The organism is uncultured Algoriphagus sp., assembly GCF_963974365.1.
Taxonomy (GTDB): Bacteria; Bacteroidota; Bacteroidia; order Cytophagales; family Cyclobacteriaceae; genus Algoriphagus.
In genome coordinates this window covers 130,877-157,831 of the sequence record NZ_CAXBBX010000012.1, presented here as the reverse complement: position 1 = coordinate 157,831, position 26,955 = coordinate 130,877, and the positions used below count along the sequence as shown (strand labels likewise).

Sequence of the window (26,955 nt, the reverse complement as noted above, 5' to 3'; positions counted from 1 at the left end):
TTATTTTAACTCTTAGGCATCATCAAGTGATCAGTCTTTGATCACCTGAATCCATCCTTTGAACTCATGTTTACCTCCGTCTTTATCCACGGTATTTAGGATATAGAAATAGGTTCCTGCCACTTGGCCCGGAGCATCCCAATCATTTTGGTAGTCTTTTCTCTCAAAGACATGATCACCGTATCTATTGAAAATGACGATGTCATTGCTCACGAATTTACCAAGTCCCTGAATCTCAAACGTGTCATTATTTCCATCCTGATTAGTCGGAGTAATTACGTTAGGGATGTGGAATGGCAAGATGGTATTTACATCATCATCCTGATTATCCATCTCGTCAGTATCTACCTCATTAGCGCTAATTTCAGCTACGTTTGTAATAATACCAGCATCTCCTGCTTTCACTCTTATTCTAATTACAAGTTCCGCATCTGCAATGAATAATGGCATAGTCCAGGTGATTCTGCTTCCAGTGACCGAAGTGGTAACCTCTGCATCGCTACTATTGCCTGTCACCTCAGAGCTCAGATAAGTTACGTTTTGAGGAAGATCATCTGTCAATAATACTTCAGTCGCATCTACTCCACCAATGTTTCGAATGACTACTTCATATTCGAATTCATCTCCCTCGAAGATTTCTACTTCAAAAGACGTCTTCTCAACTGCCAAATTCACTTCATCATCCACTAAGAAGCAACGCAGGCCATAGTCAAAGTTGAATGCTGTTGGGTCTTGTAGAGTTACCGAACCTGTTTGCACAATAGGAGTGGTGACTTCACATACCAAACGATTGGTTGCTTCTGTCTCTGTCATCCTTCCGGAAGGATCTGGAAGTATTTTTACCAGACCTGAAGCTCCAAGCTTTAATCCATTTGCATCAAACACCGGATCAGTCACTAAAGTCACTTCATACTCACCATATGGAAGCAACTGGGTCAACTCATGTTTCCAATTACCAAGCTGGCCAACAGTAGCCATTGCCTCGTAGCCATCAGGTCCTTTGATTGAAATATTCTGGCCAGCTGGATTTCCAAATCCGGCTTTGTTCAACTCGCCTTCATTTTCTGGACCTTCATAGCTTCCATCACCATTTAGATCAAACCATTCCCAATTTGAAATACTGATAGGTTGTCCAATTGTGATGAAGTTTTGGGTCACTTCTCCGTCACCATTTGCATCGTACCATTCATTCTGGATACCATCTCCATTGACATCATACCAGATAAATCCTCTTAAGAATGGATTGTTAGCAACTGGTCCAGAACCTGTTCTAGCATATCGGAAATCAACCGGGTTATAGTTACATGGAGACACAGTAATCTCAGCTTCATCACCATCTATGGCTCTTAAGCTTTGATTGATCTCAAGGTTTTCATCTAACACTTTGATGCGGTAGTCACCTACAGCCACCCCACTAAATTCGTATCTACCTAAGCTGTTTGTTACACTAATCAAAGTATCACCCGATGTATTTACTCCTGGGAGAAGAATGACTGGTACATTTGGTAATGGCTCCTGACCTACAATATGATAAAGAAGTCCAGTTACCAAAGTCTCGCCATTACATTCTATGCGGGTAACGGCATCATCCTCATCAGTCAATGGATCAGGACCTACCGGATTTGAAGCTGTCACATATGCTATGTTGACAATCGGATCACTTGCGTCAACATCCGCTTCAGTTACGGTATAAGCGGTGACAAAATCCATTGATTCTTGTGGAGAAAGACTCACAATTGTCTCGTCAAATCCAGTCAAAGGATCCGTCACTTGGATATCAACCAAATCAATATTTCCGGTATTGGTCACAGTCAGCGTATAATTGATGACTTGACCGCTTGCAATCACCACATCTTTATCTGCGGTTTTGACAATTTCAATCCCTGGCTGTGCATCTGTCACTACAACCGCATCATCACTAGCTTCTACATCATTTCCTATAGGATCCTGTGCTACAACAGAAGCGGTATTTGTGATGCTTCCAGCTTGTAAGTCGGATTCAGTTACAGTATATGTCGTAGTATAAGAGACTGTTTCTCCCACTGCCATTAAAGGATAAATTTCTACTAATCCTGATAATGGATCAGTGATCAATGCATTTACTAGAGTTGTATTACCGGTATTGGTTACGGTCAAAGTATAGGTAATCACATCACCTACCTGATCGTAAGTTGACACATCTGCTGTTTTCGTTAGATCAATACCGGAAGACTGAACTGCCGTCACGGTCGCAGTCGCTGTATCAATCAAGTTGGTGTTTGTGGCATCTGTCGCATTTACAGTCGCTACGTTCACCACTTGGCCTGCATCGATATCAGCTTGGGCAATGGTATAGCTTTCTGTAACTGTCACTACTTGGGCAGGTGCCATGGAACCAATAGCCTGATTCAAGCCTGTCAATGGATCAGTCAAGGTCACACCGGTCAAGGTTTCATTTCCGGTATTGGTTACGGTCAAAGTATAGGTAATCACATCACCTACCTGATCGTAAGTTGACACATCTGCTGTTTTCGTTAGATCAATACCGGAAGACTGAACTGCCGTCACGGTCGCAGTCGCTGTATCACTTAAGTTGGTGTTTGTGGCATCTGTCGCGGTCACCGTTGCTACGTTCACCACTTGGCCAGCATCGATATCGGCTTGGGCAATTGTATAGCTTTCTGCTACTGTCATTACTTGGGCAGGTGCCATCGAACCAATAGCCTGATTCAATCCGGTCAATGGATCTGTCAAGGTCACATTGTTCAAGGTCTCGTTGCCAGTATTGGTCACAGTCAAGGTATACCTAATCACATCACCCACTTGATCGTAAGTTGTCACATCTGCTGTTTTCGTCAGAGCAATGCCAGAGGACTGGATGGCAGTCACAGTGGCAGTGGCCGTGTCACTCAAGTTGGCGTTAGTTGCATCTGTCGCGGTCACCGTTGCTACGTTCACCACTTGGCCAGCATCGATATCGGCTTGGGCAATTGTATAGCTTTCTGCTACTGTCATTACTTGGGCAGGTGCCATCGAACCAATAGCCTGATTCAATCCGGTCAATGGATCTGTCAAGGTCACATTGTTCAAGGTCTCGTTGCCAGTATTGGTCACAGTCAAGGTATACGTAATCACATCACCCACTTGACCGTAAGTTGTCACATCTGCAGTTTTCGTCAGATCAATACCAGAGGACTGGTTCGCACTCACAGTCGCAGTCGCAGTGTCGCTTAAGTTCGCATTGGTAGCATCTGTCGCGGTCACTGTTGCTACGTTCACCACTTGGCCAGCATCGATATCAGCTTGGGCAATGGTATAGCTTTCTGTTACTGTCACTACCTGGGCAGGTGCCATCGAACCAATAGCCTGATTCAATCCGGTCAATGGATCTGTCAAGGTCACATTGTTCAAGGTCTCGTTGCCAGTATTGGTCACAGTCAAGGTATACCTAATCACATCACCCACTTGATCGTAAGTTGTCACATCTGCAGTTTTCATTAGATCAATGCCAGAGGACTGGTTCGCAGTCACAGTCGCAGTCGCAGTGTCGCTTAAGTTCGCATTGGTAGCATCCGTTGCGGTAACAGTCGCAATGTTCACCACTTGACCAGCATCGATATCGGCTTGGGCAATGGTATAGCTTTCTGTAACAGTCACTACTTGGGCAGGTGCCATGGAACCAATAGCCTGATTCAAGCCTGTCAATGGATCCGTCAAGGTCACATTGTCCAGTGTTTCGTTACCTGTATTGGTCACGGTCAAGGTATAGGTGATCACATCACCTACCTGGTCGTAAGTTGTTACATCTGCAGTTTTCGTCAGATCAATGCCAGAAGACTGATTCGCAGTCACAGTCGCAGTCGCAGTGTCGCTCAAATTGGTGTTAGTCGCATCAATTGCAGATACTGTCGCCACGTTCACCACTTGACCCGCATCGATATCAGCTTGGGCAATGGTATAGCTTTCTGTTACTGTCACTACATGGGCAGGTGCCATGGTGCCGATAGCCTGATTCAATCCTGTCAATGGATCTGTCAAGGTCACATTGTTCAGCGTTTCATTGCCTGTATTGGTTACAGTCAAAGTATAGGTAATCACATCACCAACCTGATCGTAAGTTGACACATCTGCTATTTTCGTCAGATCAATGCCAGAAGACTGGTTCGCAGTCACAGTCGCAGTCGCAGTGTCACTTAAGTTCGCATTGGTAGCATCCGTTGCGGTAACAGTCGCAATGTTCACCACTTGACCAGCATCGATATCAGCTTGGGCAATGGCATAGCTTTCTGTTACTGTCACTACCTGGGCAGGTGCCATCGAACCAATAGCCTGATTCAATCCGGTCAATGGATCTGTCAAGGTCACACCGGTCAAGGTTTCATTTCCGGTATTGGTTACGGTCAAAGTATAGGTGACTACATCACCCACCTGGTCGTAGGTTGCTACATCGGCTGTTTTCGTCAAGGCAATTCCTGAAGATTGAACCGCTGATACTACAGCGGTGTCATCATCAGAAAGGTTATTTCCATTCGGATCTTCAGCAGTTACTGTCGCTGTATTGCTAATGTTTCCAAAATCAATGTCAGATTGAATAACCGTATAGCTCTCGGAAACTACTGTGGCAACATTTGGTGCAATTGAGCCCAAATCAACAGCCAAACCAGTTAATGGATCTGTCAAGGTTACATTCGAAAGGGTCACATTTCCTGTATTGGTAACAGTGAGCTCATATGGAATTACATTTCCCACAGCATTATAGGTGGAAACCAAAGCTGTTTTGACCAGATCTATGGATGTACCTTGTCTCGCAATAGAAACGGCATTATCCTGATCACTTACGCTTCTGCCTATCGTGGTAGCTTCCACTCCGGTTACAGAGGCCGTATTTGTCACAGATCCTGCATCCACATCTTGCTGGGATACTGTATAACTTGTTGGAATCACAGTAATTGCATTCGGAGCCATTGTACCAATGGACACAGTAGTCAATGTCAGATCATCAGTCAAGACCACATTATCCAATGTCACATTGCCAATGTTTCTAACCTCAATATTATAAGTCAAAACATCATTGGCATTGGAATAAACAGGAGTGTTAGTTGATTTAACTACTTCAATTGCGCCAAAATCTCTAGCCACTATAATTGCCCTATCGATATCTGAAGCAGTACTTTGATCTGGTGCAACACCTGTCGCAGTAGCAGTATTGATCAAAATTCCTCGATCTATGTCTGCTTGAGTCAAGGTATAGGTACTAGTCAACGTTTGACTTTGCAATGGATCTATCGAACCAATATTTTGATTCAGGTTAGTTAAAGGATCATTAATGATCACATTATTTAATGTGACATTACCCACATTGGTAACTTTTAAACTATAAGTAACTACCTCTCCAGCGTTTACAAATATTCGTGGATTTGCCTCTTTAACCAATTCTATGGCTGGTGCAGCCAGAGCTACCAAAGTCACTTCATCTACATCAAATAAGGTAGAGCTATTTGGATCTTGCCCAGTCACAGTTGCCTGATTGTAGATTGTACCAAAGTTCAAATCAGCCAGCGTCACTGTATAAGTACTGTTGAAGGATGCTGTTTGACTTGGTGATAAAGTACCAACTGCCTGATTCATGCCTGTCAGAGGATCTACAATGGTCACATTTGTTAATGTTACATTTCCAGTATTCTCTACTTCCAAAGAATAAGTGACTATCTCACCATCCTGCTGGTAAGTAGACCTATCAGCTGTTTTCGTCAGGCTGATGCCTGGGGTCTGAACTGCTGTGACTGTCGCCGTGGCTGTTGTCAACTTGTCCGCTCCCTGGCTGTCCTTGGCCGTTGCGGTCGCGATGTTCACCACCCATCCCGCATCGACATCTGATTGGCTTACTGAATATGTTTCATTTATCGTTGCGCTCTGCTGCGGTGCCAACGTGCCCACGTTGTAGGTCAGGTTGGTCAGTGGGTCTGTAATCACCACATCATTCAGGATCAGGTTGCCGCTGTTGGTCACCGTCAGGGTATAGCTGATCGCATCTCCTGCCTGATCATAGGTAGTAGGGTTCGCGGTCTTGGTCAGTCTCAACTGGGACACCCCGATTGCACGTACCACTTCGCTGTCCGTCGTGCCCAGGGTCGTATTGAACGGATCCGTGCCTTCGGCTGTGGCGGTATTGGTCACCGTGCCGTTGTCCACATCCGACTGTACAATCGTGTAAGTTGCCGGTACCACCGTCATAGCCCCAGGTGCCAGCGTTCCCAGATTGGTATTGGTTCCTGTAAGCGGATCAGTAACCGTCACATTGTCCAGGGTCAGGTTGCCCGTATTGGTCACTTCCAAGGTATAGTTGATCACCTGGCCGGCTCTGACATACAGTTTCGGCGTGGCCGTCTTGATCAGCTGAATCCCGCCTGCACGTACGCCAGGTACGGATTCACTGTCTTTTGAGGCAACAGTTCTTCCACCCGGACCTTCCCCGCTCACGCTGGCCGTGTTGTCCACGGTACCTGCGTCAAGGTCTGTCTGGGTAACCGTATAGCTGGTCGCTATTACCGTTGATGCTCCCGGCAACAGGTCGTTCAATGCCACCTGGGTAATTCCTGTCAACTGGTCATCCAGTACAATATTGTCCAGCGTCACATTGCCTATGTTGGTAACCGTCAACGTGTAGTCGATCACATCCCCCGGCTGGGCATAGCTTGCTGTACTGCTCTGCTTGTTCAGTTTGATACCAGGCTGTCTTCTGGCTACCGAAACCGCATTGTCCTTATCACTCACAGGGGTCGCCTGAGGCGTCGCTTCCACTCCCGTGGCCGTGGCCTCATTCGTGATCAGCCCTGAATCCAGGTCCTGCTGGGTGACCACGTAAGTCGTCGTGTAAACCGAACTTGCACCAGGTGCCATCGTGCCTATGTTCTGGGTCAGACTGGTCAGATCATCTGTCAACACCACGTTGTTGAGGGTAACGTTACCGATGTTGGTCACCGTAATCTCATATTCCAGTGGTTCCCCTATCGTACTGTATACCTGATCCAGCGATACCTTATCCACTTCGATCGCACCGAAGTCCTGCGAGGCAATCAATGCTCTGTCTGTTGCCGTGGCCGTACTGTTGTCCGGTGCAGTGCCTGTCACCGCCGCCGTGTTGATCAGGATGCGGTTGTCTATGTCTGTCTGGGTCAGCGTATAAGTAGCTGTAAATATCTGGCTGTCGCCAGGAGCCATGGTACCGATACTCTGGCTGTATGGGATCAACGGATCGCTCAGCAATACCCCTGTCAGGGTCACGTTGCCTACGTTGCTTACCTCAAAGGTGTAAGTCACTACTTCCCCTGCGTTCACAAAGACCTTAGGGTTGGCAGTCTTCACCAGATCCAGTGCCGGGGCCACATTGGCCAGTACCAGCTCGTCGTCTGTATCGGTCACGGTCACGCTGTTCGGGGATACTCCCGTCGCTGTCGACGTGTTCATCACACCGCCTGCATCCACTTCTGCCTGGGTCACTGTCAACCCGACTGAATAACTTGCCGTCTGGCCGGGAGCCAGTTCAGGCAGTGTCGGAGAGGTAAAGTTGCGCAGCGGATCGGTCACCACCACACCGTAAAGGGTCACGTTGCCCGTGTTCTCCACTTCCAGTGTATAGGTGATCACATCACCGGCCTGGTCGTAGGTCTGTCTGTCAGCAGTCTTCGACAGACTGATCGATGGACTCTGACCTGCCGTGATACGCTCAGGTGCAGTCACCGTCAGTACGGTATTGTTCGGATCGGTGCCCACCGCCGTGGCCACGTTGTCCACATAGCCTCTGTCCAGGTCTGCCTGGGTAATGGTCAGGATGCCGGATACCGATTCGGTCTGGCCAGGAACCAACGTGAAACTTGGGGAAGTATAGTTGGCCAACGGATCATTTACCACCACATTGGTCAGGGTCACGTTGCCTGTATTCTCTATCTCAAGGGTATAGCTGATCTGCTCGCCCACCTGGCTGTAGGTATGCGGGTTGGCTGTTTTCTTCAGATCCAAAGCAGGTGTCTGGTTCGCAGCCACCGTCGCCGTGGCCGTAGCAGTCTGCGTTCCGCTGTTCGGATCCAGACCCGTCGCCGTAGCCGTGTTCACGAAGCTGCCGTTGTCAATGTCTGACTGCGTTATCGTATAGCTGCCCGTTACCGTGGCGCTCTGGTTTGGTGCAAGTGTGCCTACCTGAGGGTTGTCAAGGGTCGTGCCCACGTCGCTTACCGCAACGCCGGTCAACGTCACGTTGCCTGAGTTGGTAACAACCAGCTCGTAACTGATCACCTCATCCAATTGACTGTAATCCGTCGGAGTAGGGGTTTTTGTCAAGGCGATACCAGGGCTCTGAACTGCCGTCACAGTGGCCGTAGCCGTAGCTGTCTGGATCACACTGTTCGGATCCTCGCCCGTTACTGTTGCAATATTCACATAGCTGCCGCCATCCACATCTGACTGGGTTACCGTGTAGACGGCTCCAACCGTTGCACTCTGCCCAGGGGCCAGCGTACCTACCTGTGGATTCCCCAACGTCGTGCCCGCATCGCTTACCGTCACATTATCCAGGGTCACATTGCCCGTATTCGTAACCGTCAACGCGTAGCTGATCTGATCCCCGGCTTGGGAATAAGTAGCAGGATTCGGTGTTTTCGTCAGGCTGATGCCTGGGGTCTGAACTGCTGTGACTGTCGCTGTGGCTGTGGTCAACTTGTCCGCTCCCTGGCTGTCCTTGGCCGTTGCGGTCGCGATGTTCACCACCCATCCCGCATCGACATCTGATTGGCTTACTGAATATGTTTCATTTATCGTTGCGCTCTGCTGCGGTGCCAACGTGCCCACGTTGTAGGTCAGGTTGGTCAGTGGGTCTGTAATCACCACATCATTCAGGATCAGGTTGCCGCTGTTGGTCACCGTCAGGGTATAGCTGATCGCATCTCCTGCCTGATCATAGGTAGTAGGGTTCGCGGTCTTGGTCAGTCTCAACTGGGACACCCCGATTGCACGTACCACTTCGCTGTCCGTCGTGCCCAGGGTCGTATTGAACGGATCCGTGCCTTCGGCTGTGGCGGTATTGGTCACCGTGCCGTTGTCCACATCCGACTGTACAATCGTGTAAGTTGCCGGTACCACCGTCATAGCCCCAGGTGCCAGCGTTCCCAGATTGGTATTGGTTCCTGTAAGCGGATCAGTAACCGTCACATTGTCCAGGGTCAGGTTGCCCGTATTGGTCACTTCCAAGGTATAGTTGATCACCTGGCCGGCTCTGACATACAGTTTCGGCGTGGCCGTCTTGATCAGCTGAATCCCGCCTGCACGTACGCCAGGTACGGATTCACTGTCTTTTGAGGCAACAGTTCTTCCACCCGGACCTTCCCCGCTCACGCTGGCCGTGTTGTCCACGGTACCTGCGTCAAGGTCTGTCTGGGTAACCGTATAGCTGGTCGCTATTACCGTTGATGCTCCCGGCAACAGGTCGTTCAATGCCACCTGGGTAATTCCTGTCAACTGGTCATCCAGTACAATATTGTCCAGCGTCACATTGCCTATGTTGGTAACCGTCAACGTGTAGTCGATCACATCCCCCGGCTGGGCATAGCTTGCTGTACTGCTCTGCTTGTTCAGTTTGATACCAGGCTGTCTTCTGGCTACCGAAACCGCATTGTCCTTATCACTCACAGGGGTCGCCTGAGGCGTCGCTTCCACTCCCGTGGCCGTGGCCTCATTCGTGATCAGCCCTGAATCCAGGTCCTGCTGGGTGACCACGTAAGTCGTCGTGTAAACCGAACTTGCACCAGGTGCCATCGTGCCTATGTTCTGGGTCAGACTGGTCAGATCATCTGTCAACACCACGTTGTTGAGGGTAACGTTACCGATGTTGGTCACCGTAATCTCATATTCCAGTGGTTCCCCTATCGTACTGTATACCTGATCCAGCGATACCTTATCCACTTCGATCGCACCGAAGTCCTGCGAGGCAATCAATGCTCTGTCTGTTGCCGTGGCCGTACTGTTGTCCGGTGCAGTGCCTGTCACCGCCGCCGTGTTGATCAGGATGCGGTTGTCTATGTCTGTCTGGGTCAGCGTATAAGTAGCTGTAAATATCTGGCTGTCGCCAGGAGCCATGGTACCGATACTCTGGCTGTATGGGATCAACGGATCGCTCAGCAATACCCCTGTCAGGGTCACGTTGCCTACGTTGCTTACCTCAAAGGTGTAAGTCACTACTTCCCCTGCGTTCACAAAGACCTTAGGGTTGGCAGTCTTCACCAGATCCAGTGCCGGGGCCACATTGGCCAGTACCAGCTCGTCGTCTGTATCGGTCACGGTCACGCTGTTCGGGGATACTCCCGTCGCTGTCGACGTGTTCATCACACCGCCTGCATCCACTTCTGCCTGGGTCACTGTCAACCCGACTGAATAACTTGCCGTCTGGCCGGGAGCCAGTTCAGGCAGTGTCGGAGAGGTAAAGTTGCGCAGCGGATCGGTCACCACCACACCGTAAAGGGTCACGTTGCCCGTGTTCTCCACTTCCAGTGTATAGGTGATCACATCACCGGCCTGGTCGTAGGTCTGTCTGTCAGCAGTCTTCGACAGACTGATCGATGGACTCTGACCTGCCGTGATACGCTCAGGTGCAGTCACCGTCAGTACGGTATTGTTCGGATCGGTGCCCACCGCCGTGGCCACGTTGTCCACATAGCCTCTGTCCAGGTCTGCCTGGGTAATGGTCAGGATGCCGGATACCGATTCGGTCTGGCCAGGAACCAACGTGAAACTTGGGGAAGTATAGTTGGCCAACGGATCATTTACCACCACATTGGTCAGGGTCACGTTGCCTGTATTCTCTATCTCAAGGGTATAGCTGATCTGCTCGCCCACCTGGCTGTAGGTATGCGGGTTGGCTGTTTTCTTCAGATCCAAAGCAGGTGTCTGGTTCGCAGCCACCGTCGCCGTGGCCGTAGCAGTCTGCGTTCCGCTGTTCGGATCCAGACCCGTCGCCGTAGCCGTGTTCACGAAGCTGCCGTTGTCAATGTCTGACTGCGTTATCGTATAGCTGCCCGTTACCGTGGCGCTCTGGTTTGGTGCAAGTGTGCCTACCTGAGGGTTGTCAAGGGTCGTGCCCACGTCGCTTACCGCAACGCCGGTCAACGTCACGTTGCCTGAGTTGGTAACAACCAGCTCGTAACTGATCACCTCATCCAATTGACTGTAATCCGTCGGAGTAGGGGTTTTTGTCAAGGCGATACCAGGGCTCTGAACTGCCGTCACAGTGGCCGTAGCCGTAGCTGTCTGGATCACACTGTTCGGATCCTCGCCCGTTACTGTTGCAATATTCACATAGCTGCCGCCATCCACATCTGACTGGGTTACCGTGTAGACGGCTCCAACCGTTGCACTCTGCCCAGGGGCCAGCGTACCTACCTGTGGATTCCCCAACGTCGTGCCCGCATCGCTTACCGTCACATTATCCAGGGTCACATTGCCCGTATTCGTAACCGTCAACGCGTAGCTGATCTGATCCCCGGCTTGGGAATAAGTAGCAGGATTCGGTGTTTTCGTCAGGCTGATGCCTGGGGTCTGAACTGCTGTGACCGATTCGGAATCAAAATCTCTCACCACAAGCTGGGCAGGAGATGTACCTTGTGCCGTAGCTGTATTATGAATAATGCCATTGTCCACATCGGACTGCTTCACCGTATAGACCGCAGTGATTGTCTGGCTTGCACCCGGAGCGAGGTTACCCACACTCTGTCCAGCGCTAGCCATAGGATCACTGAGTGAAACGTTGCTCAACGTCACATTACCAGTATTAGTCACTACAAGTGTGTAAGTGACAGGTTCGCCTGCTACACTATAGGTAGCCTTATCGGCGGTTTTGCTCAGCTGAATACCAGGTCTACGGATACTGGTAAGGGTGATGGCGTCGGCGTCTTCCACAGTAGTTGCACCTGGGTCAATTCCCTCCACGGTAGCCGTGTTGGTAAAGCTTCCTGCATCCACATTTGCCTGGCTAATAGTATATGGCGTGGTAAATGTAGCTACCTCTCCAGGAGCCAGATCGCCAGCATCCACCGTCAGCGAGGTCAGCGGATCTGTCACGGTCACGTCGGACAGACTCATATTGCCTGTGTTGGTCACCGTCAAGGTGAAGATTGCTACCTGATTGGCAGCGTTGTAGGTGGAGATATTCGACGTCTTGACGATTTGAATATCCGAATTCTGAACCGCCGTGACGGTTACTGTTGCGTCGTCATCAATCGTCTGTCCATTTGGATCTTCGCCTGTGACACTCGCCACATTCACAATAGACCCTGCGTCGATATCTGCCTGAGTGACCGGATAACTTTCCGTATTGGTCACGATTTGGCCAGGAATCAACGTTCCTATATCCACAGATAAACCGGTCAGTGGATCCGTCAACACTACATTTTGCAGCGTGACATTTCCCGTATTTTCTACAATCAATTCATAGTTGACTACATCGCCGGCGGCATCTACCTGATTCACATCCGAGGTTTTAGTCAATCTGACATCCGGTGTCTGATTTGCATTGATAGTCACCGATGCCATTCCATTTACATTGGTTCCCTGCGGCGAATTAGCCGTGACGGTGGCCACATTGGTCAGCGAACCTGCATCCACGTCAGCCTGTGTGATGGTATGCGTGCCGGTGATGGTCCAGGTCTCCCCTGGTACCATGCCCGGCTTCACCTGAAGGATTGGAATCTGCCTGTCGACTACTGTAACTCCCAGCAAAGATGTATTCCCGGAGTTGGTCACTACTATGGTATATTCTACCAAGTCTCCAGCCATTTGATAGTTAGTCACGTTGGCAGTCTTAGTAATGCCTATGCCTGGGTTGTTGGTACCAACTATGCGCTCTGTATCCGTATCTCTGAATGTCTTACCTTTAGGTCCGATACCGGAGGCGGTGGCTTCATTGAAGATGTATCCTCTGTTCAGATCCGCCAGCGTTACGGTATAGGTTGCCGTAGCGGTGGCTATTTGTCCAGGAGCCAAGCTGGCAAAATCCTGAGTCAGGGAAAGCGCAGGATCAGACAAGGTCACCGGAGCCAAAGTCACGTTACCGGTATTTTCTATTACAAACGTGTAAGTCACCACCTGTCCAGGGACAGAGTAAATCTGAGGATTAGCAGTTTTTGTAATAGAAATCGCTCCATTTTGAACCACGTTGACGGTAGCATCATCGGTATCTGTTCTGGTCACATTGTACACCGTAATACCTTCGGTGGTGGCTACGTTGTGGATGGTGCCGGCATCGATATTCGCCTGCGTGACGGTATATGCAGTGGTATAGGTCACTGTCGCGCCGGGAATCAAACTCACTTCATATTCGCTAAGGCCCGTCATAGGATCGTTGGTAGTCACGTCATTGAGTGTGAGGTTACCGATGTTGGTCACCGTCAAAGTGTAGGTAACGACCTCTCCCGCGGTGGTCACAGTAGCAAGGTCAGCGGTTTTTTGGATCTCAATCGCACCATTTCGCTGCACATTTACCGTGGCATTATCGGTATCAGAAACAGTCTGTTGTCTTGGGTCAATCGCCCGCACGGTGGCGACATTTAGAATAAACCCTCTATCCACATCGGCTTGTGTAGTCTGGTAACTGGCCGTGAAGACCTCTGACTGCCCCGGAACCAGATCGAACGGCGCCGGATTGAAGCCCGCCAACCTATTGTCAGTGAGCTGCGCATCGGTCAGGCTCACGTTGCCAGTGTTAGTCACTGTGAAGGTGTAGGTGAGATCTACTCCCGCAGCAGCGATTGTCGATGGATTCACTTCTTTGGTCAAGGTGATCTCTGGATTCTGTGCTGCTGAAACAACCGCATCATCTATATCGCTCTGCGTCTTATTGTCACTATCTGTGGCTGTCACAGTTGCCGAATTGACAACAGATCCGGAATCCAAGTCAGCTTGGGTAATCGAATAAGCGGCGGTAAATGATACTGACTGGCCTGGAGAAAGGGTAGCCAGCGCTTCGCTATAGCCTATGCGGGTGTCGGAAAGCTGCACATTATCCAAGGTGAGAGTACCGATGTTGGTTATAGTAAACTCGTACTCGATCACTTCATCCACTTGGGAATAGCTGCTGGCAAGTGGTGTTTTGGTCAACTGGATCCCCCCTTTTCCATTGGAAAGCGCAACGGCGTCGTCTTGTCCGGTAACCTTGTTTCCGTCTGGTCTATTGCCGACAGACTGAACTACGTTTCTAAACAGTCCATTATCTACGTCCTGCTGGGTCACTGTATAAGTGGTGCTGTAGGTGAGACTGGCTCCCGGTGCCAAGGTAGGCGCTGATTCCGTCAATCCCGTGGCCGGATCTTCCGTCTTCACCAGGCTTAGGGTCACATTGCCTTTGTTGGTCACCAGAATGCTGTAACTCAATACATCGCCGGCACTGTCATAGATGACCGGGGATACGGATTTTTTCACCTCCAGCTGGCTGTACTGAACAGCCGTGGCGGTCCAAGAGTCCGAAGCAGTCAAGGCCGGACCGGAAGGCTGGTCGGCGCGAACGCTTGCGGTGTTCACGTAGCTTCCACGATCCAAATCTGCCTGGACAATGGTATGAACCCCGTTGTAGGTAACTGAAGCTCCCGGTGCCAAAGTAGTTGTCTGATTCAAGCCGAGCTGGCTATCGCGGGTATTGACATTCGTCAGCGTAACATTTCCCGTGTTTTGAACGATAATGGTGTAGTTGATCTGTGCCCCAAGCGCAGTGTAGAAGGACTGACTGCCGGTCTTGGTTAACTCGATCTGAGCATTTTGATCCACATCCACTGTCACCTGATCAGTATCAGAAACTGCCTGTCCATTTGGTACATCTCCCGTCACGGTGGCCGGATTCACAATCGCCCCGCTGTCAATATCAGCTTGAGTCACGGTATAGGTAACCGAATAGGTACTGACATCTCCCGGAAGCATTGTTCCGATGGTTTGGGTATATGGAATTCTGTTATCCACTAGCTCCACATTGCCCAGTGTCATATTACCAGTATTTTCCACTACAAAGGTGTAGGTGATCAGATCGCCTTCATCTCGCACTTGGGTGACATCTGCAGTTTTCTGGATATCAATTCCTGGATCCTGCACGCCCACCGCTTCCTCTTTGTCGGTGTCTGTGATCGTTAAATTGTTTGGATCAATTCCTGTGGCGGTCGCGGTATTTGGCACAGATCCGCTGTCCAGATCTGCTTGAGTGATCGTATAGGTAGCCGTAGTGGTGAAGGTGTCCCCACCGTCCATCGTGCCAATATTCACTGTCAAAGACGTCAGCGGATCGGTCAATTGCACCTGAGTCAAGGTGACGTTGCCGGTGTTCTCGACGATCAGTGTATAGTTAAGGACTTCGTTTAGCGAATCGTAGGATGCAGGATTAACCTCTTTGGTCACCAGTATTTCAGGATCCTGGATAGCGGTAACAGTGACCGTATTGGTGATGTCATTGACCGGGTCATTGTTGACATCCACGCCGTCTACCGAGGCCACGTTAATAATCCTTCCCGCATTGAGATCCGCCTGAGTCACTTGATAGGAAGCGGACACATTCGAGGTCTGGCCCGGAGCCAATTTGGCTATCGGACTGCCTCCAGTCACCGTCGCCCTGACATCGGTCACCGTCAAGTTGGAAAGGGTAACGTTACCCGTATTGGTAACGGCAATGTTATAGTGGATGACCTCGCCTACCTGGCTGTAGGTCTGCACAGATGAGGATTTCACAGCCTGCACACTTGGATTCTGTACAGCTGTTACAGTCACCACGTTGGAGACAGTCGAAGTCTGGGCATTTTTAGGATCTTTAGCCTGGGCAGTAGCCACATTGACAATTTGTCCTGTGTCCAAATCAGCCTGGGTCACTGTATGTGTAGCAGTGACGGTACGGGTCGCCGCTGGGCTAAGCACAAAGGAATTCCCTGCCACCACAGTATTCGCGTCAATGACCTTCGTATCAGAAAGGGTCACATTACCGGTGTTGGTCACTACAAATTGATAGTTGACCACCTCACCCAGTGTGGAGTAGGTAGACTGCCCCGCGCTTTTTACAATGTCGAGTTCAGGATTTTGAATAGCGGGAACCACCACCTTGTTGGAGTTTCTGCTTATGTCCTTACTGTTCGTGTCTTTGGCTTTTGCAGAGCCGGTGTTTTCATACTGTCCCGCATCCAGGTCCGCTTGCGTCACGGTGTGTACCGCATTCACAGTGACTACCTGCGAAGGAGCCAAGGTCGTAAATGTGGTCGGAGGGATGAGCTGTGCTTTTGGATCGGTCAGTTCTCCATTTGAAAGGGTTACGTTTCCCGTATTTTGGACAGTAAACGTATAGTTGATCACATCCCCTACCTGGTCGTAGTTAGGAGTCGAGCTGGCTTTGGTGACCGTATAGTCTGGGGTCTGAATAGCCGGCACACGCACCTGGTTGGTTTGCTTGATGATCTTGGTGCTATCCGGTTCGGAAGCTGTGACGGTCGCGGTATTGACGTATTGCCCTGCGTCGATGTCTGCCTGCACGACGGTATGTGCTGCGTCTACGACTACTGTCTGCCCTGGCGCTATCGAGGCGATCGGCATCGGCGTGATGATGTCTGCTTTTGGATCTTCTACGAAAACATTGAACAAAGTCAGGTTACCGGTATTTTGCACACTGACATGGTACTCGATGATGTCCCCCGGAGCAGCATAGTTTTGGGTGGAGGTCGTTTTGCCGACCACCATCTTCGGATCCGGAGTACCGATAAGCAGCTTGGAATCGCTGTCTGACAGGACGTTGTTGTTGAAGTCGTGTCCTTCGGCGGTCACCACGTTGGTGATACTACCCAGATCTACATCCTCCTGGGTGACTACATAGTCCACGTCGAACCGTACGATTTCCTTAGGCCCGAATACTGCGATCGTCGTATCCAGTCCCACCTTGGAATCAACCACTCTCAAGTCAAAGATGTTGATGTTCCCTGGGTTTTGGACGTAGATGGTATAGTTGATCACTTCCCCAGGTAGGTAGAAGCCGCTTTGCTGCACGTCTTTGAAGAGATTCAATCCCGGAGTTTGGGCTCCATTTATGATTTCTGTAGCAGTATCAACTATGGTAGTTAAATCTGGTTTGGTGCCCGTGGCTGTCGCTATATTTTCTATATGCCCACTGTCAATATCAGTTTGGGTCACCGTGTAAGTTTCCTGGTATGTTTTGCTGTCGCCCGGATTCATCTTGGCAATCACCTCCGAAAGACCTGTATTAGGATCCTCTACCAGCACATTCGTAAGCGTGACATTTCCGGTGTTTCTGACTACCAATGTGTAGTTCAAGACTTCTCCGACTTTATTGTATCCGTTTTGGGTGACGGTCTTAGAGATGTCAATGGTGGTCGTCTGAACGGCTGGCACGATCTCATTGTCCGTTGCATTGGGCAGCGTGCCACCTGCAGGGGAGCCTGTGGCGGTAGCGATATTTTCATACTGTCCAGCATCGATATCCGATTGCTTGGTCGTGTAGCTTGCCGAATAAGTCCAGGCCTCGGCCACTTCAAGTACCTGGTTGTTATTCAAATCACCTGACCTATAGGTAGGACCTGAAGTGGCTCCCGGGTCGGTAACAGAGACTGACTTGATGCTGACGTTCCCGGTATTTCTTACCACAATGTTGTAGGAAAGTCCCTGTCCAGGCGTTCTGAATGAGTTTGGTTGCGTGGTGCTGACCTTGGTCAAAGTCCAGGAAGGAGTCTGCTGACCAGTCACCGTCTCAGAGTCCGTGGCATTTGGAATGCTTCCGCTGTCCAATTTACCGGAAACTGTGGCCACGTTTGTAAAGGTACCTTTATCCAAGTCAGCTTGGGTCACCGAATGGACGGCCGTATAGGTCCAAGACTCAGTCAAGTCAAGTTTGGAGTCATTGTTGCCGTCTCCAGAGACGTAAGTAGGCGCACCGTTTGCCAAGGGGTCTGTCACTGTCACCGTGTTGACTCTGACATTCCCGGTATTGGTGACTACGATTTGATAGGAAAGCACATCTCCTACCGCCTGATACGTCGCTGGGTTGGTTGTCACAGTTTTGGCAATTGTCCAGCCCGGCTGCACATCTGACGGCACGTTTACATTGGTATCGTCAGATACTGCCCCTGCGGTAGAAGTGGTGCCTGATGCGTTTGCGTCATTTCTGAATCCTCCTTTGTCCACATCATCCTGCGTTGTGGTATAGCTCGTGGTATAGATCCAGGTCTCACCCGGAGACATGATACCATCTGACCCATCATCGCCGGACACATAGGTTGTAGCGTTCGTCTTAGGGTCAGTCACCTGAAGATTCAATACGGTGATATTTCCGGTGTTTTCTACCTCGATCGTATAATTGATCACGTCGCCCTCAGTATCGAAGCTACTTACATCTGCCGTTTTGGAAATGTCGATCTGCGGATTTTGATCTACTCTGGTAGTGGTGGAAGAGTTTCTGTTGTAGGTGTTGTTGTTGGCGTCCGTTGCTTGCAGCTGGGCGGCATTTTTCACTACGCCTGCATCCAGATCGGCCTGGGTAACGGTATAGGTGGTGGTATAGGTCTGGGTTTGAATTGGATCGAGACGGATGATGGTTTCATCCAAATTGACCAACGGATCAGTGACGTGTACGTCAACTAGAGATACGTTTCCGGTATTCGCTACCCGGATGGTATAGGTGATCACGTCGCCTACCGCATCTACGACTTTTGGTGTAGAGGTCTTGACGAAAACCAATCCGGGATTTTGCGCAGCGTTTACAATGGCATTGTCTTGGGAGAAGACACGCTGTCCTTTTGGACCCGTCGCTTCGGCTTGGGCGACGTTGGTGATCGAGCCTCGATTGACATCGTCCTGGGTCACGGTATATGGTACTACCCTGCTGACGGTCGCACCCGGAGCCATGTCCGGAAGCGGCAAGGTCGTCGCTCTGAGGAGCGGGTCATTGACCTCCACATTGCTCAGTGTGACGTTTCCGGTATTAGTGACGATAAACTGATACTGGACAATATCGCCGGCCGCGTCGTAGCCGGTTGTAATTGCACGTTTTTCCAAGTTGATCTTTGGAGTTTGACTGGCATAGATCACCGCCGCATCTGCATCCGATACGGTGACCGACAGGCCGGTGTCGGTTCCCGAGGCAGAGGCGAGGTTGGTGATTTCTCCAAAATCCACATCCTGCTGGGTCACCACATAGGTCGGGTTAAACACCCTTCTTTCACCTGGGTTTAGTGTACCGATGGTATTTTGGAAGGCCAGCTTACTGTCCACCACGCTGACATTGTCAAGCGTGGTATTCCCATTGTTGGTCACCACAATGGTATAGCTGACCACCTGTCCGGCGTAGGAATAGCCTGGAGAACCAGCTCTTTTGTCTACATCGATCCTCGGATTTGGATTGCTGTCTATCCAGTTGGTATCCGTATCGTCTATGTCGTTTCCATTTGGATCCTGTCCGGTCGCCGTCGCCGTATTGGTGACCTGTCCATTGTCAATGTCAGCCTGCGTGACGGTGTAGTAAGCGGTGACCGTGGCAGTTTCCCCCGGATCCAAGTCTCCTACCGGGATGGTCGATGGCGTGGTCATGGGATCATTGACTTCGATATCTGTGATGGTCACATTGCCGGTATTGACCACAACAAACTGGTATTCGACCACGTCACCCACAGCGCTCGGGGTGTTGATATTTTGTTTTTCAAGGTATAAATCCGGATTCTGGGCTCCGTTCAAGATATCGTCGTCCGTGTTGATGACGTCGCCTCCTTTTGGATCTGTGCCGTCCACGTCGACGGTATTCGTGATAGACCCGTTGTTGACATCAGCCTGAGTGACTGTGTAGTGAACAGTATAGGTTTCGATCTGACCGGGACTCATGTCTCCGATGAGAATATCGTCACCGGTCAACGGATCGTTTACCTCAACGCCGCTAATATTTACGTTTCCGTCATTTTCTACTGTAATCACATAGTCTATCACATCCCCGGCCTGATCATAGCCGGAATTGATCACCGTCTTGTCTATGTCTAGCGATGGCGTAAAGGCTCCGTTGATCACAATATCATCCGTGCCGACAACTGGGTCGTTATTTGGATCCAAAGCATCTATCGAAGCCGTATTGGTGATTGTACCTGCGTCCACATCAGCTTGCGTGACTGTATAGCTCGTGTGGATGGTATAGACTTGTCCAGGAGCCAAAGTTGGCCGGACCACATCCAAGCCCGTCATTGGGTCGGTGACATTCAGATCGCTGAGGGTGACGTTACCCGTATTGCCGATGATGATGGTGAAATCGATTACATCCCCCGCTTTCGTGTATCCTGTTGCATTGGAAGTTTTGAGAATCTCCAAATCAGGATTTTGGATCGCGTTGGCGTCCACTTGAGTGGTATCTCCCACGGCATTCCCATCTGGATCGGTTCCGTTGGCGGTCAGGGAATTGCTCAGTGAGCCGTTGTCGATATCAGCCTGAGTCACGGTGTAAGTGCCCGTCAAGGATCTGGACTGTCCCGGAGGAAGTGTCGGAATAGTCTGCGCCAAGTTGATCTCCGGATCATTCACCTTAATATCCGACAGGGTCATGTTACCCGTATTGGTGACTTCCAAGGTATAGGTAATGACTGTCCCCGGCGTGTCGTAAGTCGTCGGACTCACGGTTTTGTTGACCGTGATATCCGGATTTTTATCGGCAGTGATTGTTTCGTCTGCATCAGTAGGGTCAAGAGTTCCCTGCGAAGGGTCGCCTGTAGCGGTTGCCGTATTGGTGAAGGAACCCGAATCGATGTCCGACTGTGTAATCTGATAGGTAGCCGTGAACGTCCAAGTCTCAGAAGGCTCCAGCATGTTGTTACCATTGGTGTCACCACCCTGCAAAGTTGGGCCGGAGGTCACATTCGGATCATCCAGCACCACGTTGGAGATGGTCACATTACCGGTGTTCTCCAGGACAAAGGTATAGGTGATGGTTTGGTTGGCTTGGTCATAGGTAGGCTGGGAAGCCGATTTGTCCAATGTCCAGCTTGGATTGCTGGTAGCGGGAACGGTTTCGTCGTCGTCTTTCTCCGGCATCGGACCAATGACGGAGTTGCCATCGATGCTTGCGGAGTTAGTATATCCACCCGCATCCACGTCCGCTTGGGTGACGGTGTACGTAGCCTCATAGGTCCAGCTTTCACCTACATCCAGAATTCCGGTATTCGCGATGTCACCCGAAGAATAAGTTGGGCCGGTGCTCGCTTTTGGATCATAGACGTTGACCCCGGATATGGAGATGTTTCCGGAGTTGGTCACGATGATGTCGTAGGTCAGAACATCGCCTGCATTAGTGAATTCGCTTGGGCTGTTCGTGTTATTTTTCTCAACTGTCCAGTCTGGGTTTTGGTCACCCGGAGTAGTGATAGTTGAGGTGTCAGGAGTCAACGTTCCTGCGGCAGGGCTACCACTTGCGGTGGCGGAATTGGTGAAGGAGCCAGCGTCCATATCTGCTTGCGTCACTGTATGTGTCGCTTGATAGGTCCATACTTCTCCCACATCCAGTACACCCGTATTTGACACGTCGCCGGAAACGTAAGTAGGTCCGGTATCAGCATTCAAATCAGTCACCACTGGATTATTGATGGTGATGTTTCCTGTGTTTGCGACTACAATAGTATATGTGATCACTTCACCGGCTGAAGAAAACTGGGTAGTCGTGGTGGTCTTGTTAATATCCAGTCTTGGGGTCTGGGAAGCATTGATCACCAGGTCATCTCCTTTGTCTAGAGGATCCCCATTCGGGTCAGTGCCAGTGACACTTGCCACATTATCAATACTACCCGAATCAATATCCGCTTGGGTCACCGTATACGTGACGGTATAAGTCTGGGTTTCTCCAGGTGTGATACTTGCGACAGGGAAAATGTCACCAGTATTCACATCTTCCACCTCAAATCCATTCAAAGTGACATTTCCCGAGTTATTGATATTGATGTAGTATTCAATGATCTCGCCTGCCTGACTGTAACCGGTTTTGTTGGCAGTCTTGATGATGTTGATGTTCGGATTGGTCACAGCGCTTATCGTCGCACTGCCCGTTCCAGGAGTAAGATTTCCCTGAGAAGGAGTACCATCGGCAGTTGCAATATTCACGATCGATCCGGCATCGAGGTCCGCCTGGGTCACTTGGTGAGTCAGCGTATAAACCCAAGTCTCGCCTGGAGACATGACCCCGTCATTTCCAGTATCTCCAGAAACGTAGGTAGGGCCGGTAGTAGCCTGAGGATCATCCAGCGTTGGATTGGATATGGTTACATTGCCCGTGTTTGCTACCTCAACGGTATAGCTGATAGAGCTGCCTACTTGGCTGTAGTTGAGATTTGAGGTTGATTTGTCTACCGTTAGTTCTGGATTGGGTACGGCGGGCACATCTACCTGATTACTGCCCGCATCCGGCAGGTTGCCTCCGGCTGGAGTACCCGTAGCGGTTGCGGTGTTTTGGTGGCCGCCGGCATCGATGTCGGCTTGGGTGACGGTGTAGCTGGCAGTATAGGTCCAACTTTCGCCCACATCCAAGGTTCCTGTAGGAGCACCATCGCCAGTAACAGTGCCGCTGATCGTGGTGTTCGGGTCTGTGACTGTCACTCCAGAGATGGATACGTTGCCCGTGTTTTGCAATACCAGTTCATAACTAATCACCTCGCCTGGAGTCGAATAGCTGGCAGTTGGGCTGGATTTAATCAGTGTCCAGTCCGGCGTTTGCACAGCAGGCACATCTACCTGATTACTGCCCGCATCCGGCAGGTTGCCTCCGGCAGGCGTGCCCGAGGCAGTTGCCGTGTTGCTGTGGCCACCTGCATCGATGTCGGCTTGAGTGACGGTGTAGCTGGCAGTGTAGGTCCAACTTTCGCCCACATCCAAGGTTCCTGTAGGAGCACCATCGCCAGTAACAGTGCCGCTGATCGTGGTGTTCGGGTCTGTGACTGTCACTCCAGAGATGGAGACATTGCCAGTGTTTTGCAATACAAGGTCATAACTGATCACCTCGCCTGGAGTTGAGTAGTCAGCCGTTGGACTTGATTTGGTCAGTGTCCAGTCCGGCGTTTGCACGGCAGGCACATCTACCTGATTGCTGCTCGCATCCGGCAAGTTGCCACCGGCAGGCGTGCCTGAGGCAGTTGCCGTGTTGCTGTGGCCACCCGCATCGACATCTGCCTGCGTGATGGTGTAGCTAGCAGTATAAGTCCAGATTTCCCCAACATCCAAAGTATCTGTAGGTGAGGAGTCGCCTGTAACAGTTCCGCTGATCGTGGTGTTCGGATCTGTGACTGTGACTCCGGAGATGGATACGTTGCCAGTGTTTTCCAAAACAAGCTCGTAGGTGATCACCTCACCAGGAGTTGAGTAGTCAGCCGTTGGACTTGATTTGGTCAGTGTCCAGTCTGGGGTTTGTACAGCAGGTACTGTCACTGGATTGGAGGGAGCGTCCGGCATTGCCCCTCCAACAGTAAAGCCCTTGGCTATAGCAGAATTTTCCACAAAGCCTCGATCCAAGTCCGCTTGAGTAATAGTGTAAAAACCTGAATAAATCCAAGTTTCACCCGGCTCTAATGCGTTTATATTAGGATTATTGCCAGACACATAGGTTGGACCGGAAGGTAATAATGGATCGGAAATCGAGACTGCCGCAATCACTAAATTGCCAGTATTCTCCAATTCAAATCGATACTCAATCACATCTCCAACCCCGGAATATTCTGTAATGGTAGTAGACTTTCTAAGCTCCCAGGTCCTGTATTGATCTGCATCGATCTGCACAGGATTTGAAGAAACTTGCGGAATAGGAGTATTACTACTTCCATATACCCCGTTTGCAAATGCAGTATTTATTATCCGGCCGTTACTTATATCGGATTGGGTGACAGAATAGGTCTCATGAAACTCCCAAGCCTCCCCAGGATCTAAGATTCCATTGTTGTTTATATCAGACCCTGCAATTGGTGTTTGTGAAAATGAAATGAATTTTGGATCTCTAATGAATTCACCATTGCTAGGAGGTGAAATGCTTACATTCCCGGTATTAGACAATACAAAAGAATATTCAATCGCTTGCCCAACGTGGTCATAAGTCGTTTCTGGGCTGATAATTGATTTGACCAAGGTCATTGAAGGATCGAGCGGTCCTGTTGCAAAACTCAAAACTGCTCCATCCGGTAAATTTACTCCTGTAAAAATCAGCTTAGGGCTCCCAAAAGAGTTTGGAGTGATCTCTTGTAAAGTACCGGTATTAAAATCCCCATCTCCATCAGAATCCATGAGCAGGCGATAATTTGTTAAATCGGTAGTTCCACCTGAGGTGGTTATTCCATTAAAGTCAAATTCTAAATCAACAGTTCCAGGATCTCCGGTTCGTTTAACTTTCCATTCTCTACCTAGTCTAAAAAAACCAAATCCTGAAGGAATGTCAGAGGTTTGTTCTGTCAAAGCTCCACCATCATGGCCTATCATCAAAAAGTCACCATCATCCAAAGAAGATGGTGCTTTGATTAAAATATTTCCTTTACCGCTTTGGCCAGTACCGTCTCCACTTCCAGTATTGATACTGTTGGATTCTGGTTGGTTTAAGGTACTTGCATCATCCTTTCCGATACCAAATACATCGTTCCAATAATTGACATTATCCCAAACGACATTGCCTGAGGAATTTACATAGCTGGAAACGGAAGGATCTAAGGTAATCCCATATTTAATGGCTAGGTAACTACTAACAATTTTTCTGTCTTTAGGAGAAAGGCTACTGGAAAACGTCAGTATTTCAGCAATGTCTCCATCAAATTGTCTCCATCTATTTCCTATGGTTGAATTTTCATGATTCGTACCACCAATCCATGGAGTTAGGTTTATGCTAGTAAAGGAAGCACCATTTGTTGGGCTAATTGGGGTAGCCAAGCCATTCAGGTAAGCTTGGACAGCTGTACCACCTGTAGCTAAATCCACATTTACAATTGGGGTACTGGCGGGAGCCAATAAAGGTGAAGACAAAGAATAAAATACTGATAATGCCCCATCACTTACATAAGCATCATTGCCGTTAAACCCTCCAATAACCTGCTTGCCAATACCTCCTGAACTCTGGACACTACTCCCGATCAAAGCTCCACTGTCATTAGTTTTCCTGATGTAAACAGAAATCGATTCTACTACATTGATAGCAGTGTTGCCTGCTAAATAATTCGTAGGGTTAACAAGAGGCGAATTGCTGATTGAAACGGTAGGGTTAAAGTTTACGCTATTGTTTGAAACCGTGGCAGTCCCAACCAAAGAAAAAGTATTTATCCCAGATTGATCAATCCATCCGGTTAGATTGGAACCACTTGTGGATACACCTTCATTAGCTTTCAACCAAAGGTTTGACATACCAAGGGCTGGCTCTGGTCCAGTAATAAATGTAACCACAGCTCCATCTGGAATAGTAACAGCATTGAATATTACATCAGTCCCATTTTGGAGAGAATTTGCATCAATAACTTGAACATTTCCAGTAGTAAAATTACCATCTCCATCCTCATCAATCAATAGTTTGAAATCAGAAGTAACAGACCCTGTCACTATGAGCCCATTGATGTAAAAACCTAAATTTAAAGTCCCAACATTACCGGTTTGCTTGACCTTCCACTCTCTGGAAACTCTCGCTTTACCTACCAGTGAAGCCGGCAAATCAGTAGTCTGTTCTGTCAAAGCCCCATTATCGTGTCCGATCATCAGGTAATCCCCATTGCCCAAGGAATTGGCCCCTCCTATCAATATATTTCCTTTACCGCTTTGCGGATTCCCATTACCAGAACCAGTATTTATACTATTAGATTGAGTTTGGTTTAGTCCAGAAGCATCATCTCTACCTATACCAAATACATCGTTCCAATAATTCGTGTCTGACCAAATTGGGGCATCAGATGAATTGACATAAGTGCCTACAGATGGATCTAGAGTTATCCCATATTTGACAGCCAAATAGGATTCAACTCTGAGTTTCTCAGTCGCACTTAAATTATTTGAATAAAATACGATTTCTGCAACTTCTCCATTAAAATGCCGGTAAGTGGAAGTAGGAGAATTTGCTACCCCCCCCAATCAAAGGGGTTATATTCACACTGGAAAAATTACCTTGGCTAAATGCAATACTTGTTGGAGAAGCATTTATGCGGGCTGTAGCGGGTGAGGAGGAAACATCAAAACCAGCAATGTGAAAAGTACTTCCCTGTGAATATTGATACAAATCAAAAACTGAACCATCTGAAACAAATACATTACCTGTTGAACTGTTATTTCCAGTGAAAAAACCTGGGGTCTGATTCCCATTCCCTGAAACAGTGGATCCAATTAATGAGCCATGAGCATTTACTGCATCTTTGTAAACAGCAAATGCCTCCACAGCATTAATAGCAGTATTACCAGCTATTCGATTTGGTGGTAGCTGATTACTAGCAGCATTTTGATTATTGATTGAAACCGCCGGATTAAAATTTATACCATCCGTTATAAATACTGGATTACCGGCTATAAAAAAAGTATTAATCCCTGCTTGGTCAATCCAGTCGGTAAGATTACCACCATTATTCGTTGTTCCATCGTCGGCTTTCAACCATAAATTTGCACCAGAAACACCGCCAGGTTGTTGTGCATATAAGGCTTGAGTAAAAATCCCAAAAGCCAAAAGAAGCATCAAACTTTTAAAGCCTAAAAAATTCCTTCTTGACAAAATCCCTGAAAAGTTTTTGAAAAAGGAAAAAGAAGCATTAAGTAAAAATCTTACCATATAATTTGATCAGAAATAGTTAATCAATTTAAGAAATTCAAAAAGTCGTTATGTTTTAAATTGGATTATATCCCCTCTTAATTAACTTAACAACATCTTGTTTAGACATAAACAGAAAGGAAACAACTTACTAACAACCAATACTTTAATTCAGACAGCCTTAAGGGTTTATTATTTTT

The 26,955-nt window shown here is 49.0% G+C and carries 2 protein-coding genes; both read right to left on the bottom strand.

The annotated features are described in order from the left end of the window. Window positions 1–30: 30 nt before the first annotated feature. Window positions 31–26,091 carry a gliding motility-associated C-terminal domain-containing protein gene (locus tag AACZ87_RS16880; RefSeq protein ID WP_339868918.1) on the bottom strand — a complete coding sequence of 8,687 codons (26,061 nt, stop codon included), beginning with the start codon at window positions 26,089–26,091 and terminating at the stop codon, window positions 31–33. Then, window positions 26,045–26,686, bottom strand: a complete 642-nt coding sequence (locus tag AACZ87_RS16875; RefSeq protein ID WP_339868917.1) for a hypothetical protein — start codon at window positions 26,684–26,686, stop codon at window positions 26,045–26,047. Before AACZ87_RS16875 ends, AACZ87_RS16880 begins: the two co-directional genes overlap by 47 nt. Window positions 26,687–26,955: the final 269 nt, after the last annotated feature.